The sequence below is a fragment of the Wolbachia endosymbiont (group B) of Ablattaria laevigata genome (genome assembly GCF_964277395.1).
Classification (GTDB): domain Bacteria; phylum Pseudomonadota; class Alphaproteobacteria; order Rickettsiales; family Anaplasmataceae; genus Wolbachia.
The window spans coordinates 534,051-552,822 of the sequence record NZ_OZ195519.1; the positions used below are offsets into that span (position 1 = coordinate 534,051).

At 32.9% G+C, this 18,772-nt stretch carries 16 protein-coding genes and 2 pseudogenes; 10 read left to right on the plus strand and 8 right to left on the minus strand.

Translation table 11 applies throughout. From position 1 onward, the window contains the following. Positions 1-3 precede the first annotated feature (3 nt). From ACICP1_RS02600 to ACICP1_RS02620, 5 genes are all read left to right on the plus strand, one after another. The gene (locus ACICP1_RS02600; RefSeq protein ID WP_211908674.1) at positions 4-993 is read left to right on the plus strand and encodes a phytanoyl-CoA dioxygenase family protein; all 990 of its coding nucleotides are present in this window, start codon (positions 4-6) and stop codon (positions 991-993) included. Continuing rightward, positions 994-2,769, plus strand: a complete 1,776-nt coding sequence (locus tag ACICP1_RS02605; RefSeq protein WP_211908065.1) for an ABC transporter ATP-binding protein — start codon at positions 994-996, stop codon at positions 2,767-2,769. Between the two features lies 1 nt (position 2,770). Continuing rightward, positions 2,771-3,820 (plus strand): threonine aldolase family protein, encoded by a 1,050-nt coding sequence (locus ACICP1_RS02610; protein ID WP_211908672.1) that lies wholly within the window; start codon positions 2,771-2,773, stop codon positions 3,818-3,820. Continuing rightward, the gene (locus ACICP1_RS02615; protein WP_211908064.1) at positions 3,817-4,860 is read left to right on the plus strand and encodes a threonine aldolase family protein; all 1,044 of its coding nucleotides are present in this window, start codon (positions 3,817-3,819) and stop codon (positions 4,858-4,860) included. Before ACICP1_RS02610 ends, ACICP1_RS02615 begins: the two co-directional genes overlap by 4 nt. Positions 4,861-5,000: 140 nt before the next feature. Next, complete coding sequence (locus tag ACICP1_RS02620) at positions 5,001-6,146, plus strand: MFS transporter (RefSeq protein ID WP_264685379.1); 1,146 nt, start codon at positions 5,001-5,003, stop codon at positions 6,144-6,146. A gap of 17 nt (positions 6,147-6,163) precedes the next feature. Here ACICP1_RS02620 and ACICP1_RS02625 read toward each other — a convergent pair whose 3' ends face one another. The 5 genes and pseudogenes from ACICP1_RS02625 to ACICP1_RS02645 form a co-directional block, all read right to left on the minus strand. After that, positions 6,164-7,471, minus strand: a complete 1,308-nt coding sequence (locus ACICP1_RS02625; protein WP_395461029.1) for a UDP-glucose dehydrogenase family protein — start codon at positions 7,469-7,471, stop codon at positions 6,164-6,166. A gap of 47 nt (positions 7,472-7,518) precedes the next feature. Beyond that, positions 7,519-8,418 (minus strand): DMT family transporter, encoded by a 900-nt coding sequence (locus ACICP1_RS02630; RefSeq protein WP_019236555.1) that lies wholly within the window; start codon positions 8,416-8,418, stop codon positions 7,519-7,521. A 456-nt stretch (positions 8,419-8,874) separates the two neighbouring features. Next, positions 8,875-9,768 (minus strand): helix-turn-helix domain-containing protein, encoded by an 894-nt coding sequence (locus ACICP1_RS02635; RefSeq protein ID WP_250120255.1) that lies wholly within the window; start codon positions 9,766-9,768, stop codon positions 8,875-8,877. Positions 9,769-9,817: 49 nt separating this feature from the next. Then, the gene (locus tag ACICP1_RS02640) at positions 9,818-10,723 is read right to left on the minus strand and encodes a helix-turn-helix domain-containing protein (protein ID WP_395461030.1); all 906 of its coding nucleotides are present in this window, start codon (positions 10,721-10,723) and stop codon (positions 9,818-9,820) included. Positions 10,724-10,802: 79 nt separating this feature from the next. Then, positions 10,803-11,531: pseudogene (locus ACICP1_RS02645) on the minus strand (hypothetical protein); the annotation flags it as partial. Positions 11,532-11,738: 207 nt separating this feature from the next. On the opposite strand from ACICP1_RS02645, the gene ACICP1_RS02650 reads away from it, so the two are divergent. The 4 genes from ACICP1_RS02650 (at position 11,739) to ACICP1_RS02665 (ending at position 15,146) form a co-directional block, all read left to right on the plus strand. After that, complete coding sequence (locus ACICP1_RS02650; RefSeq protein WP_141456909.1) at positions 11,739-12,707, plus strand: transposase; 969 nt, start codon at positions 11,739-11,741, stop codon at positions 12,705-12,707. A 493-nt stretch (positions 12,708-13,200) separates the two neighbouring features. Further along, positions 13,201-14,148, plus strand: a complete 948-nt coding sequence (locus tag ACICP1_RS02655) for an IS110 family transposase (RefSeq protein ID WP_395460941.1) — start codon at positions 13,201-13,203, stop codon at positions 14,146-14,148. A gap of 139 nt (positions 14,149-14,287) precedes the next feature. Then, positions 14,288-14,635 (plus strand): IS630 transposase-related protein, encoded by a 348-nt coding sequence (locus ACICP1_RS02660; RefSeq protein ID WP_213864026.1) that lies wholly within the window; start codon positions 14,288-14,290, stop codon positions 14,633-14,635. Positions 14,636-14,663: 28 nt separating this feature from the next. Then, the gene (locus ACICP1_RS02665; RefSeq protein ID WP_265015457.1) at positions 14,664-15,146 is read left to right on the plus strand and encodes an IS630 family transposase; all 483 of its coding nucleotides are present in this window, start codon (positions 14,664-14,666) and stop codon (positions 15,144-15,146) included. A gap of 115 nt (positions 15,147-15,261) precedes the next feature. Here ACICP1_RS02665 and ACICP1_RS02670 read toward each other — a convergent pair. The 3 genes and pseudogenes from ACICP1_RS02670 to ACICP1_RS02680 all read right to left on the minus strand — a co-directional run. Next, positions 15,262-15,672, minus strand: a pseudogene (locus ACICP1_RS02670) (hypothetical protein); the annotation flags it as partial. Positions 15,673-15,778: 106 nt separating this feature from the next. Further along, positions 15,779-16,441, minus strand: a complete 663-nt coding sequence (locus ACICP1_RS02675; RefSeq protein WP_230609182.1) for a RadC family protein — start codon at positions 16,439-16,441, stop codon at positions 15,779-15,781. Positions 16,442-16,605: 164 nt separating this feature from the next. Beyond that, complete coding sequence (locus ACICP1_RS02680; protein ID WP_395461031.1) at positions 16,606-17,508, minus strand: helix-turn-helix domain-containing protein; 903 nt, start codon at positions 17,506-17,508, stop codon at positions 16,606-16,608. Positions 17,509-17,637: 129 nt separating this feature from the next. On the opposite strand from ACICP1_RS02680, the gene ACICP1_RS02685 reads away from it, so the two are divergent. Further along, positions 17,638-18,567, plus strand: a complete 930-nt coding sequence (locus ACICP1_RS02685) for an Rpn family recombination-promoting nuclease/putative transposase (protein ID WP_262986565.1) — start codon at positions 17,638-17,640, stop codon at positions 18,565-18,567. Positions 18,568-18,772 lie beyond the last annotated feature (205 nt).

Genomic DNA, 18,772 nt, shown 5'->3' on the forward strand with positions numbered 1-18,772 from the left:
CACATGGAAACATTACAAAAAAATGGTTTTTTTATTATCAAAAATCTGGTTCCTTTAGAGCTAATAATTCAGTCTTTAAGTGATATAACAAATAAGATATCAAAGCTATCCCAAGAAATAAGTGTTTCAACTTCTGACTACTTAAACTGTACCGGCAGATGGGGCATGTTATCTCAAGTAACTAGAATTATATCTCAAGCATTAGATAAAATTATTAAAAATTACCTTGAAAAGTCACTTCAGTGTCAGATACTGCAGAAAAAATCAAATGTTATATGTAAAACTGCTGATTTAATAGATGCAGTTCCCTTTCACCAAGACATCTCCTATAGTTTCAATGATCCTTACCACTTTTCCGTTTGGTTAGCTTTGAATAATGTAAGTGAAACTTCAGGTGCACTACAAATTATAGAAAACAGTCATAAATGGGAAATACAGCCTTTAGTTGATTTTTGGTACCCATATTTTTTTGATCAGTACTCAAACAACCGAGAAAATTACAAAATTAAGTCACTACCTATTTCAGCAGGAGATGCGATAGTTTTTGATTCACGGTTATGGCATGGTAGTGATAAGAATACAGATGCTAAAGATAGATTTGCTTATGTAACAAGGTGGATTATAAAAGATCAAGACCTTCCCTATGTGCCAAAACCTCAGCCTTCAGTTTTTGGTATACTCAATTGTGGTGAGTTAACAGAATCTATACTGAGAGAATGCTTGTCATTGTTTGGCTACCAGGAAAGTATAAAAGCAAAAAACATGGAAGAACTTATCAAGAGCTGGTTAGCCTTTATTACAGATACAACTACAAATATTTCTGAGATCGACACTACTGAGGCTAAGCGAGATTTATATAAGCTGCTTATTCTAAATCAAGCATCAGCACTACATGATGCTGGAGACATCTCAGGAAAAATATACAAAAATTTATGGTTTTCACTACTTGTATTTCTCAATAAAAAAGTCAACGTAGTGGAGCTAGCATTGTAAATGAACAGAAGTAGAGTTGATAGCTTCAAATGTGTATTGATGTTCATCTTGAATATAGTATCTAAATTCAAGCTTAATGTACTTATAATGTCTTTAGTTGCTCTGGTGGTAGCTGTTGATTTGTCTTTTAGAAAGTATTTAGTAAAAAATATTCTAGATACAGCTGTAAAATATCAGGAAGGTAATGTAATTGAAAATCTTTTATTACCTGTAAGCGCTTATCTTGGTATGGCATTACTTATCACTACTGCTTTTAGATTCTATGGCTATTTTGTTGACATTCGAATGTTTACCTTAATGCGTCAAAAAATAGCTGATATGTCTTTTTGTAGGCTACTCCAACAAGACCATTCCTATTATCAGAACAATTTATCCGGAAGTTTAGTACATAAGGCCAGTAACTTAATGGATAGTGTGATAGAGTTAATAAGATTGCTTATAGATTGTTTTTTCGGTTACAGCATAGCATTAGTCTTAGCTATTTATACCTTATCATTAGTAAACATAAAATTTGCAATCGCCACATTCACTTGGGTAAGCATTTTTATTTTAGTATCGATTTTCAGCTTTCGTGTACTTACTGAACTAGCTGATAATTACTCTAAACAAAATTCACAAGTAATAGCTAGTATAGCAGATAGTATTTTAAATGTTATATCAGTAAGGCTATTTTCTCAGCAAGCACATGAGAGACACAAATTTTTTCAAATATGCAAGAAAAGAACTATTGCAGAGAGAAAATTACAATGGGCATACTTTTGTCTTTGGTTTATATATGGCTATTCATTTGATATACTCCAAGCAGTAAACTTGTACTTTTTAATTTATGACTATCAATTGAACAAAATTGCAATAGGAGATATTGCTCTTGTACTTGGAATTAATATATCGATTATAGAGTTTCTTAACCATCTAACTAGGAATCTTACCCAATTTTCTACTCATTTCGGCAAAGTTTCAGATGCATTGCCAATCTTGACTACTGTACCAGAAATTCAAGATAAGGAAAATGCTAAAGAATTAAATTTATTAAGTGGAAGAATAACGTTTAACAATGTTTCTTTTTCTTATGAAGGTCAGGAGCCATTATTTCAAGATTTCTCAGTTACCATTAATCCTTGCGAAAAGGTAGGTCTAGTTGGTTATTCTGGAGGTGGTAAATCTACTTTTATAAACTTAATTCTAAGGCTATTTGATGTTAAAAAAGGTAATATACAGATTGATAATCAAATAGTATCAGAAGTTACACAGAGTTCTTTGAGGCAACAAATATCTGTAATACCTCAAGACCCATTGTTATTTCATGATACTATTTTAGCAAACATCATATATGGTAGACTTCAATCTACTATCGAAGAAATAATGAGAGCTGCAAAGCTGGCTGGTATTCACGATTTCATTATGACTCTACCAGATCAATATGGAACTACAGTCGGAGAAAAAGGCATCAAGCTATCTGGAGGAGAAAGACAAAGAATAATAATAGCCAGGGCATTTTTAAAAAACGCTCCAATATTATTTCTCGATGAACCAACTAGTCAGTTAGATTCTATAACAGAAAAAACAATTCAAATGAGTTTATTCAAATTGATGAAAAATAAAACTACGATTACTATAGCACACCGTATTTCTACACTTTTACACATGGACCGAATTCTAGTATTTAACAAAGGAAAAATTGTCCAAGATGGTAAACATGCTGAATTAGTTTCTAAGCAAGGTCTTTACAAGGAACTTTGGAATGCTCAAATTGGTTGTTTGAATGGCAAAAAATAAGATGGAAAAAATTATTGATCTGAGAAGTGACACTACAACTCTGCAGGGCTCCAACGTTATACATGCAATAAGTAATGCAACTGTTGGAGATTTTGCTTATGGTGAAGACAAAAGCTGTAATGACTTATCAGAATATTGCAAACAATTATTCAAAGTAGAAGAAGCATTATTTGTAACCAGCGGTATGCTTGCAAATAGATTAGCCATTGCCAGTCAAACAAGTCCTGGTGATGAACTAATAACTCATTATAATTACCACGTTAATTTTTTCGATAGCGCAGGCAATGCAAAAGTAAATAATATCGTATTTAATTGTATTAGAAATAATAGCGGAATCTTAGATGTTGATGAAGTAGAATATGCTATTAATTCTAAGCCGAGGTATAAAATTTTTGCTCAGGTGAGTCTTGTTTCTATAGAAAATAGTATAAATGGGTTTAATGGTAAAATTTATCCTTTTGAAAAACAAGTCGAGTTATATCACTTTTTAAAAGCTCACAATGTAAATCTTCATTTAGACGGTGCAAGAATATTTAATGCTCATATCGAAACAAATATTGCTTTAGCAGATTATGCTAAATATGTGGATACAATGAGCTTTTCTTTTACTAAAGGACTTGGCGCTCCTTTTGGTTCAATGCTTATGGGTAAAAGAGAGATAATTGAAAGGGCTAAAAAGCTACAGGTTTGGCTAGGTAGTGGTTATCATCAGATAGGGTATTGTGCTAATGCAGCAAAATACGTACTACAGAATAATATCTCTAGGCTTAAAGAAGATAATAAGCTCGCTAAATTGTTTGCAGATAAGATTAAAGAAATTCCACACATAAAACTGGTACTACCTTATCCAGAAACTAATATAGTAAGCTTCAGTATAAAAGCACTAAATGTAACTAATGAGGTTTTCTTGAGTAAGTGCCAAGCTTATGGTTTATTGCTTTTTCCTTGGCTCGAGTCTCATATAAGAGCAGTTACCCATCTTGGCACAAAGGAAACAGAAATCATGAAAGCTGCTGAAATTATAAAGGAGGTTGTGTTAAATTTAATATGAGAATAAAAATAGATTTCTTTAGCGATTCAAACACTGACCCTTCAGCTAAAATGAGGGAAGCGATGGCTAAAGCAAAAGTTGGAAACGAAGCTGCATGTGAAGATCCAACTGTAAACGAATTAGTGGCAACCGCATGTAAAATATTAGGTAAACCTGCAGGAATCTTTTTGATTTCAGGAACGATGTCCAATGTAATTGCTTATAAAGTACACATTCAAAGACCTGGTGATTACTTGCTGCTTGATGAAACTTCACATCCACTCATAGTACAATCTGGCTTGATCGCAGCCCAGGCACATGCCACTCCTTTGCCCATCAAAGGTACGAGAGGAATATTTACTGGAGAACAAATTGTTGAGTTTATTACTCGTCCTAGTTTAAGAAATATTCCGAGAGTTGGGCTTGTTTCTATCGAACAAACGACAAATTTTGGTGGTGGAGCTGTGTGGCCTTTAGAATATATTCAAGAGATCTCAAGTCTCTGCAAAGAGAATGACGTATTCACTCATTTAGATGGAGCAAGACTGTTCAACGCTTGTGCTCATACTAAAATATCTCCAAAAGAGTATGCAAGTTATTTTGATTCGATATTTATTGATTTTAGTAAAGGATTAGGTGCTCCAATGGGCGCAATATTGCTTGGAAGTGAAGATTTTATTGAAAAAGCTTGGTACTATAAGTTTCAAATTGGCGGAGGTATGCACCAAGCTGGCATTATTTCAGCTGCATGTTTATATGCTCTACATAATAATGTAAATTCTTTAGAAGAAGATCATAAAAAAATGCAGCACCTTATAGAAGGCCTAGGCTCTATAGATCAAGTTATAATTGATATCGACCTGTATAAAACTAATATAGCGTATTTTTCATTACATACTAATTGTATATCTACTCAAGAATTAATAAACGTACTAATGACAAATTATGGAATTAGAATGGCTAACATCAAAGGTAAAATCAGAGCTATAACACATAGAGATATAAGCTATGAAGATATTAATACTACTGTATCTGCTATAAGAAAGATACTAAGTAAGTAATTTTCTGCACTAATTGTTTGCAAACTTCTTGTCAAACAATATTATACCAATATAGTATTATGCTAGCATCTGCATAGAGCTATTTGGGAATAGGTGTGAACTTTGTCTTCTTTCAATATTTACTATTCTTCTGTGGATATATGCTGCTTTATTTATCAAGACAAAGTATACCAATTGCTCTACCACTGTTAATAGATACTGACCATGTAAAATTAAGCTATTTTTTTGCCTGCTTTTCTTTTTTTTATGGAGTATCAAAATTTGTTAATGGAATAATCATGGACTCCAAAAATAATCCATTATTTATGTTTGGGCTATGCAATATTGCAACTGGATTATTAACCATTGGTATAACTTCATCATATAATAATCTAACTTTATTACTGTTAACATTAATATTATTAGCTTGGACACAAGGGTTAGGTTGGCCAGCTATTACCAAGTTTATGGTTACAAACTCTAGCATCTCTTCAATTGCATCATCATGGGGAGTTATGAGCTCATCTCAGCAACTTGGTTCTTGTATTACTTTAATTGTATTACCAAGTATAATTAAAATATATGATGCAAAAAGTGCATTTTTGTACTCTGGTCTCTTATGCTTACTTTTTGGAATTTATACAATATTAAAAGCATATTACAAAGAAAGTGCCAACTTTACTACCTATTATAAGGTGCAGAAATCTCAAATAGGTATCAAGGTAACAAGTTCCATATGGTTTCTATGTTGTGCTACTTTTTGTGCTTATATTATAAAAATGGGAATCTTTTTTTGGTTTCCTATAATTTTAATGGATAAATTACAAATTTCTCTTGTACAATCCTCACTAATAACAGGCGTATATGATTTAGGTGGAATCCTTGGAACTTTAATCACAGGAAGAATTAGTGATATGTACTTCTTTCAAAATAGAAGCTTGCTGGCATTACTTTACATGTTGGGTATAGCACTCACTTTTATTGCAATGAACTTTGGTCAAAACATAATTCTTATGAACCTTGGTGCAATCTTATCAGGATTCTTTATATTTGGAGTGCAAGTACTGACAGGTGTTATAGCTGTAGAAATTGCTCCACAAAATAATGTGTGTGCAATTGTAAGCTTAACAGGATTATTTGGGTATATTGCAAGTTCAATATTTTCATGCGTGCTCTTAGGAGTACTTGTTAAGCACTGTGGTAACAGTATTATGTTTTCATTTTTTTCCATTTGCTCTGTTGTTGCACTCGTTTGCTTTTCCATACTATCAAGCAAAGATCTAAAAAAACTAAGTAAAGCGGTGTAAAAAAAATTTCTCAACAGTTAAACTTTGTAGATAGATTTTTTACCCAAGGAATAAACATGGTAACCATATCTTAGTAATAGCTCGCTATCTAATAAATTACGGAAATCAAAAACATTAGGTGCAGCCATAATACTCTTTAAACTTGCAAAATCTTGATTTTTAAATTCTTTCCACTCCGTTAATAATAATAAGGCTTCCGCGTCTCTTGCAGCCCCTATAGCATTGTCTGCGTACTCTATATCCTTTAGAACTTGCCTAGCATTATCCATCCCCATTGGATCATATGCAGTAATTTTAGCCTTGTTATTCACTAACAATTTTGCAATATCTATAGCTGGGCTATTTCTTACATCATCAGTACCAGACTTAAAAGTTAGCCCCCATATTGCTATTTTTTTATTTTGGACTCCATTTAATACATATTCTACCTTTTTAGCAATGTTTGTTATATGATTATAGTTAGATTCTTTAACTGAATTTAAAATTTGTAGCTTAACATTGTAGTCTTCAGCAAGCCTTAATAAAGCTGACAAATCCTTAGGAAAACATGATCCTCCAAATCCTGGACCAGCTTTGAGAAATTCCTTACCTATTCTATGGTCCATTCCCATACTGTTAGCTAAAAGGTCAATGTCTGCTCCTAATAGCTCACATAAACCTGCCATCTCATTGATAAAAGCAACCTTTGTTGCTAGAAAGGCATTAGAAGCATATTTAATCATTTCAGCAGTAACTGTATCAGTGACTATTAACGGAATATTCTTATCTATAAATGATCTATATATAACTTCTAGTTTTGCCCTAGCTAGCTTAGTTTTTACTCCTATTATTATCCTATCTGGGTATAAAAAATCTGATACTGCAGAGCCTTGCTTGAGAAACTCTGGATTAACTCCTAAATCAAAGTTATAGCCCTTATTAGATAAATAATTATGTATATTTTCTGCAGTACCAGGAGGAACAGTTGACTTTATCACTATTAAGCAATCTTGATTAACTCTCTCAGAAACTTCACTTACTGCATTATATACATTCTTTAAATTTGCATTTCCTAGGGAGTCTGATGGAGTATCTACAGTTACAAATACTACTTCTGTATTGGGATTTATTTGAGAATACGAATCAAAAAATCTTATCCTTTGTGACTTTATATTATTCTCTAAATAATCTGCTAATCCAGTTTCATATAAGGGAATTTTCCCTGATTTCAAAAGTTCAATCTTCTCAGTATTTATGTCAATGCAATCAACTTTATGGCCCTGCTCCGATAACATTGTACCAGATACTAAGCCTACATACCCTACTCCTATAATAGTTATGTGCATTTTATTATCACCTTAAAAATATAGCTTAGCATCTAAAATAAATACCATTAACAATTATAAACTTTTGTTGTTACATTATTTTTCTTAATTGCCTTACCTTCCGAATAAGCTATAAATAAGGTTGATGGTATTAATATCAAAGTACCATATAAAGCACTTTTATCAGGTAATTCATTAAATATAACGTATGCTACTATTGCAGAAATTATTAGCTCTATGTATCTATAAGGTGCAAGTGCAGTAGCATCAGTAAGAGCAAAAGCTTTTAACATGAAGAACAGAATTAGGTTTGAACTTATTCCTAAAATCAGCAGTAATACTAACTCCAACAAGGAAGGCATATGCCAATAAAATAACAAAGATGGAGTGGAAAAAATTGTTGTTGTTAGAGCTGAGTAAAATAATATACTTATTATTGTCTCCTTCATTACAAGCTTCTTATTAAGTACATCTAGTATAGCGAAGATTAATGCGGATACAATAAAAATAAGAATTTTAGGATTAAAATCCTCACTATAAGCTTTAGTAGTAATAGCAATACCAATAAAACCAATGACAGCTACTACCCATCTTTGCCAAATTATATTTTCTTCCAGAAAAGGAATTGCAAGAAGCATAACAAATAATGGTATTGAGAAACCTATAATTGTTGCAGTTACTATTGGGCAAATAGTCAACCCATAGGTCCATAAGGTCATTCCACAAAACAACAATGCACCTCTAGTTATTTGAATAGATATTCGACTTGTTTTACAAACTCCTATTCCATAGTAAAATATAAAAGGTATAAGAGTAATAGTGCTAAATAAAAAACGGAAAAAGATTATCTTAAAACTTTGAAGGTGTAAACCGAGACACTTTGATATAGTATCATTAACTACACTACTAAGTAAACTGAGTATAAACCAGGTAACTCCAAGCAAATAAGCTCTTAGTCTGTGATCCATAAAACTCCAAATTTAATATTTTATGAGATAACTTTACTGTACAAAAGATCAATAATAGAAAAGGTTTCTTCTATCTACTGTTTAACCATATTCATAAATATTTAGTAGAAATAATTTGAGAAGTGTTATATAAAATGCAGCTTTATTGCATAATTTTAATAAACAGAAATGCTAACTGATTTTTTTGTAATATATGATAATACTTGCGAATACTCTCACATTATCAGGAAAAGTAATCGGGAGTACTGACGGCTGTGGCGATTTTACCAACTAGCTCCTCTGCTAGCATTAGCAATATGTGTTTTCAGCATCAATTTTAAAAGCATTAAATTTGAAGTTTATCAAACAACACGAATTAGCAGCAAAACTTTATGAAAATGCTTCAGTTGAGTTAGCTAAACAAGGATTTATAATGGTTAATATATTGACTATTTTTACTTGTATCTTAAACACAATTCAATTTTCACACTCATCGGCAGTTAGGCCACTTGCTCGCAAAATAACATCAGTAGAAACACCCGCCTTCACTAGATTTTTCGCAACCTTGATCTTTTCTGTTTTTTTAACTTTCTCTTTGCTATTCTTCATATCCCTAGATAAAAATTTCTTCACTAATTCTTGCTCTTCAGTTTTTCTTAGTAAATTAAGTAGTTCACTATCTTCATTTGTTTTAGGCAGCAGAACTTTAATATTCACTGATAATCCTTCTGCTATTTGATATAATTTGTCAAATGATATGGCAGTGTATCCTATTTCATACTCGTGTATTTCCTTGAGTGTTAAACCAACTTTGTTTGCTAAATCTTTCTGAGTATACCTTTTTATCAATCTCCATTCTCTTATTCTTTGCCCTATTCTGTAGTATATAGAATCAGTGCAGACTTCTTTCTCTGTATTATCATACTCGTAAATAGATAAGCCGGTTGCTTGGGAAATTATGTCAACTGAAACCCCTTCTTTCACTAGATTTTTTGCTATTTCCAACCTTGCCTCTTCTTGATTAATTTTTTCGCTAATATGAACAAACCTGACTAATGAAGGTACTATTTTGCCTAACTTTTGATTCTCGTATATTTTCGTTAGATAGAGTATTTCCTCGTCTTCATAGCTGTCTTCCCTTACTATTACTGGTTCAGGTAATAAATCTACAACGTCAACTGATAATACTCTTGCTATTATATATAGTACTTCAATTGGAATAGGAATATACCCATCTTCATAGCTGTTTACTTCTTGGTATGTTAAACCTATTTGACTTGCTAATCCTATTTGAGTATGCCCTCGCATTAACCTACAATTTTCTATTCTTTGCCCTATTCCGTAACTAACATTGCTTGCAGAAACAAACATTTATCCTCCATTTAAGAAAAAAACTTTATTGCTATAATTTTTTTACGAGCTATCCATCTAAAACCATATCAATAGATAAACCTACCGCTTGCAAAATAGTATCAATAGAAATTCCCCCTTTTACTAGATCCTTTGCAACTTTAATCCTTTCTATCTCTCTCACTTTCTCCTCACAAATACGTATCCCTTCAAACAAAGATCTTATTAGTGCATGACGTAGTTCTTGGCTCTCAATTTCTTTGTATTCTTTAATCAAATTCGGTAGCTCATTTTCCACTTTACTACCTTCATCTTCCTCTGTTAGTAGATCTGTAATACTAATCGATAATGTTTCTGCTATCTCATATAATTTTCCCAGTGGAGTAGCTACGCGTCCTTGTTCATAGTTGCTTATTTCGTCACGTGTTGTACTCATTTTCTCCGCTAAATCCTTTTGAGTATACTCTCTCACTAGTCTCCATTCCTTTATCTTTTTGCCTATTTGGTAGTAGATAGAACCAACTTTTTCTTCAACACATTCATCAGCAGACAGACCAATTGTTTTTGCAACAATATCAACAGAAACTCCTGCTTTAACCAGACTCTTTGCAATTTTTATTTTTTCCGATTTTCTACTACTTTTCTCACTAACTTGGACAAATTTGGTTAGCAAACAAAACATCTTACGTAACTCCTGATCGTTAATCTTTTTATATTCTCTTACTAGATTTAATATTTCTTCTTCATCTTCAAGACAGCTTTTTGATACAGGAATAAGATCCGTAATACTGATTGATAGTGCCTCAGTTATAGCATACAACCTTTCAATTGGAACTCTACGATTCCCTTTCTCATATTGCAATATCACCCAGTATTTTACACCAATTTTCTCTGCTAAATCTTTCTGAGTGTACCCTCGCTCTAACCTCCAGCTTTTTAATTTTTCTCCCACTTTATAATCTAGACTTTTTTCCACAAAAAGAACCTTGCATATAATATTTTCTATTATAGCTCAAAGGCTCCAGATATAATAGCCAGACTCTGGAACCTTTAAATTAAAGTGCCCTACAAGTTTCTTTACTATTTTCACGTACTTTGTCTGCCCATGAAAACAATTTTTCACTTACTTCCTTCTGCTTTTCACTCCATATGCCACATCTAGTGAAACTACCTCTTTCTACCGCTTCTTTAAGTTTCACTCCTCCAAAGAGACAGTTTTTTCCTATTTCTTCGCCTCTTTTTTGTAACTCAGCCCACATTTCCTTATTTTCTACTCTCACTTGCACCTGATCTGCCTCTTGGTACAATATAATATTTAGCTTACCAATGCTTGTAGGAAATTCTAACATGATAGAGCTGCCATCTGAAATATCGGTATAGTTTCTTATACCTCCCTTCTCACTTTTAACTTCAACTGCATCATTACCAATTTTTAAGATATTACTTCCTAACTTTCTGTTTGCTTCCAGTATTTTGGCTACCTCTACCTTACTATTCCCAGAAAATTCTATATACGATGTTGTATTATCTATCTCAACATCTATTAATTCTCCTTCTTGCACAGCATTTTCGCCAGCTTCCTCTAGCTCTTCTAGTTGCTTATCTATCTGTGGCTGAACTTCTGGCTGTAGCTCATTATAGATTTCACCTATCAGTTTATTCTGCAGTAGAGTATCATGAAACTCTGCACCACTTAGCATTAATTTACGTATTAGCTTTTTACGATCAGCCTTATCAAATTTATGAAAATGTGTGCCCAGTATCACATATTCCGCGAAGCTTGTATCTTTATAATGTAAGGTATTAGAGCTAAAATATCTTATAGGAGAGGGTGAAGCCGTAGCGAAGCTAATGCCAGTAAGGCCGTAGTGGAGATTTTGCTCTCCCTCTCAATAGGGTTAAAAGACTGAACAGTATCTTTGGAATTATATCCCGTATTTACAAGGTTAGTCTAAACTCTCAACCTAATTTATAGTCTTGGAGGCAATTTTATGCAAGCAAATGCTGTTTTAGGTGTGGACATTTCTAAAAAGAAATTTGATGTTTGTTTATTGGTAGGCAACAAAGAACGGTACAAAGTCTTTCAAAATAATCATGATGGTTTTGAAAAGCTTGTGGCTTGGTGCAATCATCATGGAGCAGAACTTATTCATCTGTGTCTCGAAGCAACCGGTTGTTATAGTGAAGATATAGTTAATTTTATGTATGACTTGGAGCATAATGTAAGTGTGGTAAACCCAGCCCAAATCAAAGCTTTTGGCAGAAGTGAGCTACTTAGAAACAAAACAGATAAGTCAGATGCTGCCATGATTGCTAGGTTTTGTATTGCTAACAAACCTAATCTTTGGAAACCTGCTCCTCCCGAAGTTAGGCGTTTAAGAGACCTTTATCGTTGTTTGCAAGCATTTAAAGATGACAAGCTACAACAGATGAATCGCTTGGAAAATAAAAATACGGATTCCCATTGTAAACAAGCAATACTTGAGGTCATTGCTACAATAGACACACAAACTGCTGCTCTAGAGAAAGAAATTAATGAACATGTTAATAACCATTTGCATCTAAAAAATATAACAGAAAAGATCAAGACTATAAAAGGCGTAGGACATCTTACAGCTGTTGCTGTTGTTGCAGAAATGCCATCAGTTGATAATTTTGATAATGCCAGACAATTCACAGCTTTTGCTGGTCTAAACCCAGAACATTATCAATCAGGATCATCCGTAAGTAAAAAAAGTCGAATATGTAAAATAGGATCTGAGCGTATTCGCAAAGCTCTTTATATGCCAGCTATAGTAGTCAAGAATCATAATTCTTACTTTCAAAAGTTTTGTCAGCGTTTAGCAAGTAAAGGAAAATGTCCAAAGGTTATAATTGTTGCTTTAATGAGAAAACTAATGCATGTATTTTTTGGTATTCTTAAAAATGATCAACCATTCAATGGTAATTTAGTGAGATAATTTTGACAGTAAAAGCTTGGATCTTATGCTCAACTGTTTAGGATGTAATTTAACATGTACTTTGAGTTATAATATGTATCATTTTGATTTTAACTGAGCTCTGTACTTTGTAAAACTATTCTCAGAAGATTAAGAAGATATGGTCCTATAACTGTGGATAAATACGTCCACACACACTTAAAGTATTTATCCACAGTTACACTAATTTATAGAAAATGCAGATAAATTTTTTGTTGTTTTATAGCTAAATAACTTGTTGACAATAAAGACAGTTGTAAGTTGGAAATATGATATAAAAGAAGCAAGAAGGAAGGTAACTCTATAAAAAAATATAGTTATCAAAGGCTTGAGCGACCGTAAGACGGTAGTATTACACATACGTAGATATCAAGGTACTCAAGCCTATCCTTCGAGACGTTTGAATAGTTGTTTGGGACATACATATGCACCCGTTTACAATCTTAAATTTTAACTTAAACTCTCGAGGTTCTTTATGGTTATATCCTATCAAAATTTTATTGGCATTGATATCGGAAAACTTGAATTTGTTATTGCAGTGAATGAACAAAAAAGTGTTATCAAGTTTGACAATAGTTGTTCTGGCTGGAAACAATTTTACCAAAAATTTTCAAATATCTTACCCAATTCCATGATAATTTTAGAAGCTACAGGAGGCTATGAGCTTGGCTTATTGTATTTTCTTATTGACAGAAACATTGCTGTGCATCGTGCTAATACTCGTCAAGTTAAAAACTTCATTCTATCTCATGGAACTTTGGCAAAGACTGACAATCTGGATGCAAAAGCGCTCGCCCAATATGGTGCTGAGCGTTGTGGACGTCTGCAGCTATTTACACCTATCTCAAAAGAACAAACCACCTTATTTACACTTTGTCAGCGCCGTGATGATATTACGAAAATGCTTGTTCAAGAAAAAAATAGGCTTAAAACTCCTGGAAATGATTACATTAAGGAAAGTTGTCAACAAACTATTGAATTCCTCAATAATCAGGTAGAAAAGCTTGATCAAGCTATACAAAAAATAGTCAATGAAAACCCTGAACTGAACCGATACCAGAAGATTCTTGAAACAGTTCCTGGAATAGGTAGAAAAACCTCTCAATGTTTATTGTGCCTTATACCGGAACTTGGTTCCTTAAACAAAAGGCAAATTGCAAGCCTTGCAGGTGTTGCACCTCATCCTAAGGAAAGTGGTAAAGCTATTGGTTACCGAAGGATTGTAGGTGGAAGAAGTAACGTTCGTTCAAAGCTTTTCACAGCTGCTATGGCTGCTAGAAACTCCAAGTCAGAACTTGCTGCTTTTTATTGTAAGCTTATTGATAGTGGTAAAAGAAAGATGGTAGCACTCACTGCACTTATGCGTAAAATTATAGTCATCGCCAATGCCAGACTTAAAGAAGCAATTAATTTGCATGTTTAGAAATTTACATGGCAATAATTAAAATTAGTTAATGAATATGTGCGTCCACACACACTAAACGCACATATTCATTGGTTTAAGCAAGGTATAGTATTTCCTAAAGTAAATGATAAAGGTATAATAAAGTATTTGAGTTATAATGGCATATAGTGTGGATTTAAGGGAAAAGGCAGTATTGATGATAGAAAAAGGTAAGACAAAGGTTGAGGTAGCAGAGCTTATGGAGATAGGAATAGCAACTCTGTACCGTTGGTTAAAAAAGAAAGCTGCTGGTGAAAGCCTCAAGCCATCTAAAAACGGTAGCTTTATTCGAAAAATAGACCCCAAAATACTCGAAGAATATGTTACAAAGAATCCAGATCATACTCTGGCAGAGATGAAACAAAATCTTGGATTTGGAATAAACTCAATTTGGTATAGACTAAAACAGCTAAAAATTACTTTAAAAAAAAGTCACACTATATCAAGAGCGCAATCAAGAAGATAGGGAGCAATTTATTGATAAAATCTCAAAAATAGACCATTCCAGCATCTTATATATAGATGAAGCAGGAGTTGATAATAAGTTATACCGAGAATATGGACGCGCTCCAAGAGGAAAGAAAATTTATGCAGATATTCCAGGGAGAACTCGAGAGAGAATCAGTATAGTAGCCGGGTGGATTGGAAAGAGATTTATTGCACCAATGACTTTCAAAGGTGGGTGTGACAAAGAGGTATTCAATACATGGTTGGAGAAGATGTTATTACCTACATTGCCACTTGGCACAACTATAGTTATGGATAATGCTACATTTCATAAGACCACTAAAACAAAATCATTAATAGAGTCTTTTGGCTGTCATTTGCTGTATCTTCCAACATATTCACCAGATTTGAATCCTATAGAATACTGTTGGCATACCATCAAAAGCCGCCTCAGACCTCTCATGTATAAATATACAGACTTACAGCTTTTGGTTGGTAATACCATAATGGAACTTTATCATCCATTTTAGAAAATACTATAGTAGCTGTTTGATATAAAATTCTATTCTTATACGACAAAGCAGGGGTTTATTGCCCATATGAAGTTGCAAAATTACACAAATAAAAAATTTTTAAACATAGTTGATATCTCCATTCTCCATCATTACATGCATTTAGCCTTGCTCCAGAAGCTAGTACTTTGTCTATAACTTTGTGCAATTCATTTACGTTTTTTGCCTCTACTATAGAACTCTTAAACCAGCTCAGCTTCTCTGTATTTGGCTTTATTTTTTGCAAAGCTGAGGCAAATGGATTTTTATCTTCTTGATCACTTACAGGTTTTGTGCCATATATATAATCAAGTCCTTTTCCATAGTTGATTTTGTTTTCGCGAACGTTTCTGCTAGGGAAAGGCATTGTATCTTCCAGTTTTATCTCCTTCTGGCTATTAATTTTACTCACAAATTTAGACTGCTCTATATCAACGCTTTCAAGAGCACCAAATATTTTCTTGTGATTAACATTAGTCTTTTTATTCTGATCTTTACTAGTCATATAAACCTCATATTAAAAATACTTTTTAAGTGTACAATAAACTTTGTTATTATACATTATATTACTCATTATAAATTGATATGAGTAGATTTGCAAATACTTTCTGCTATAACAATCCGTTTTCTCTAAAGCTAAAATAACCCCCACTTGTAATGATAATATGATCAAATAATCTAACGCTTACAGTACTACATGCTGCTGCTAAGCTCTTTGTTACTTCTTGATCTTCTTCTGAAGGTTCTAAACTTCCCCCAGGGTGGTTGTGTGACATTATTACTAATGTTGCATTCTTTATTAATGCTTTTCTTGTAATTTCCTTTATGTATACTGGTGCTTTTTCCATTTCACCAATATAGGATTCTTCTCCAATTAGTTGACGCCTTTTATTCAAGTACAGTATTTTTACACATTCCCTTTCTGAGTGGCCTATACTTACGTTTAAGTACTCTACTAGCCCTTGTAAGTCCATTATTGGCTCACTTTTGAGCTTTTCTCTCAGTACCCTTTCTAGTGTTTCCTTAACACACATAATCATTGCTACTGCAGAATCAGTTACTCCTTCTATAACTTTCAGGTCATCCATTTCTCTACCTAAAATCCTTCCTACTCCTGCATAAGTATTCACCAGATTTTTAGCAATTTCTTGAGCTTGCGGCCTTTCATGTACTGCACTTAAAAATGTTTCCATTATTTCACGATCAAGTAGTGCTTTGCCTTTGCTTTCTAATATTCTGAATTCTATTTCTTCTTTATTCTTATTATTATTCATATAATTTACCCTTCACTAACAACAAACTTTTTTTTAATATTTACTGCTTTATCAGCATTGGCATAGAGCCATAGCTTCCGAGTGAAGTCAAATCAATTTTTCAATCTTTTTTACTTATTTTTTCATCAAAAAGTAAAGATATTAATAGATACTGATTTTTTATTTTAAATTTGTTGAATTTCGTCTAAAGAGATGCCTACTGTTTTTAAAATAATATTGATAGAAATTCCTTCCTTAACTAAATCCTTTATCTTTTCTGCTCTTTTCACTTTCTCTTCGCAAATTTGTATGCTTTCAAACAGAGATTTCATTAGTGCATGACGTAGTTCTTGGCTTTCAATTTTTTTGTATTCTTCAATTAAATTAGGTACCACTTTATCATCTGCATCCTCTGTTAGTTCAAGTAGGTCCATGATATTAATCGATAACGCCTTTGCTATCTCATATAATCTTCCCAGTGGAACAGCAGTTCTTCCTTGTTCATAGTTGCTTATTTCATCACGTGTTGTACTCATTTTCTTTGCTAAATCCTTCTGAGTATATTCCCGCACTAGTCTCCATTCTTTTATCTTCTTTCCTATTTTGCAGTATATAGAACCTATTTTTTCTTCAACACATTCATCAGCAGAGAGGCCAATTGCTTGTGAAACAATATCAACAGAAATCCCTGCTTTAACCAGGCCCTTTGCAATTTTTACTTTCTCTGCTTTTTTACTACTTTTCTCACCAACTCGGGTAAATTTTGTTAGCAAGTAAAACACCTTGCGCAACTCTTGATCATTAATCGTTTTATATTTTCTTACTAGATTTAATATTTTCTCTCCCTCATCTTCAAAACAGATTTTTTCATTTGATACAGGAATTAGGTCTACAATACCAATCGACAATATCTCTGCTATAGCATACAATTTTTCAATCGAAATTTTACGTGTTCCTTTTTCATATTGTAGTACTACTTGATACGTTACACTGACTTTCTTCGCTAAATCTTTTTGAGTATAGCCTCGCTTTAACCTCCAGCTCCTTACTTTTTGTGCTATCTGATACCTTATAGAGATATTTGCCATAAATATTATACAGTTTAATACTACCAAATAAAGATATACAAAAGGGATGCTTCTTTCTATGTTTGAATTTTAGTTGAATATTTCTTCACAATTGTGTATAATTACTAATGCTTTTTAGGTTAATTCGTCATGGCTCTTTCGAAATTTCTTGATCCCAAAAATGACTTGAGCTTTAAAAAGATCTTTGGCTCTGAAAAGAATAAAAATATCTTAATTCACTTCCTCAACGATATCTTAGGTTTTTCTACTTCTGATCAAATAATGGAAATTGAATTCCTTAGTACCATTATGGATCCTGAAATTGCCTCTGACAAACAAAGCATTGTTGATGTTCTTTGCAAAGACTCTATTGGTAATAGATTTGTTATCGAAATGCAACTCGCTCGTGATAAAGGCTTTGAGAAACGTGCTCAACTTTATGCTGCTAAAGCTTACTCTCGGCAATTAGATAAATCTGGTAATTACATTCATCTTCAGAAAGTCTTCTTTATTGCTATTTCCAATTGTAACCTTCTGCCTGAAGAAGTTGACTATATTTCTACTCATAATATACGCGATATCAAAACCAATGGGCATTACTTGAAAGATTTACAATTTGTCTTTATTGAGTTGCCTAAATTTACAAAAAATAAGGTAGAGCAATTAGAGAATACTACAGAGAGATGGTGTTTCTTTTTTAAATACGCAGAAGATACAACTGAAGAAGATCTAAAAAAGATAGCAGCAGAAGCTCCGATAATAAAGCTAGCATATGATGAATTAGACAGGTTTCGCTGGAATGAAAAGGATTTGATCGCATATGAAGAAAGAATATTGAGCGTGCAGAAAGAAAACGCTATCCTTGCTCAAAAACTCGATGATGCTAAACATGAAGGAATCCAAATTGGAGAAGAGAAAGGCAGGAAAGAAGGCATCCAAATCGGCCATGAAAAAGGTAAAATTGAAGGTAAAATTGAAGTTGCAAAAAATTCACTCAAGGCCGATGTCCCTATAGATGTTATAGCTCAAATTACCGGTCTCTCTCATTCTGAAATTTTACAACTCAGGGAAAAAACATAAATACTACAACTTATTCACTTCAACATTTATGAAAATCTTCTTTAAGTTAGATATATTCCCTAATTAAGAATCTAATGAACTGTCTAAAATAGCTATAAGGATTGCACATAGAATTATATAAATTACTATCATAACGTTACTCAAACTTCTATATCAAAGCTACGTGCTGTAAGTTCAATATGGAAAACACATTAACCACTTAGTA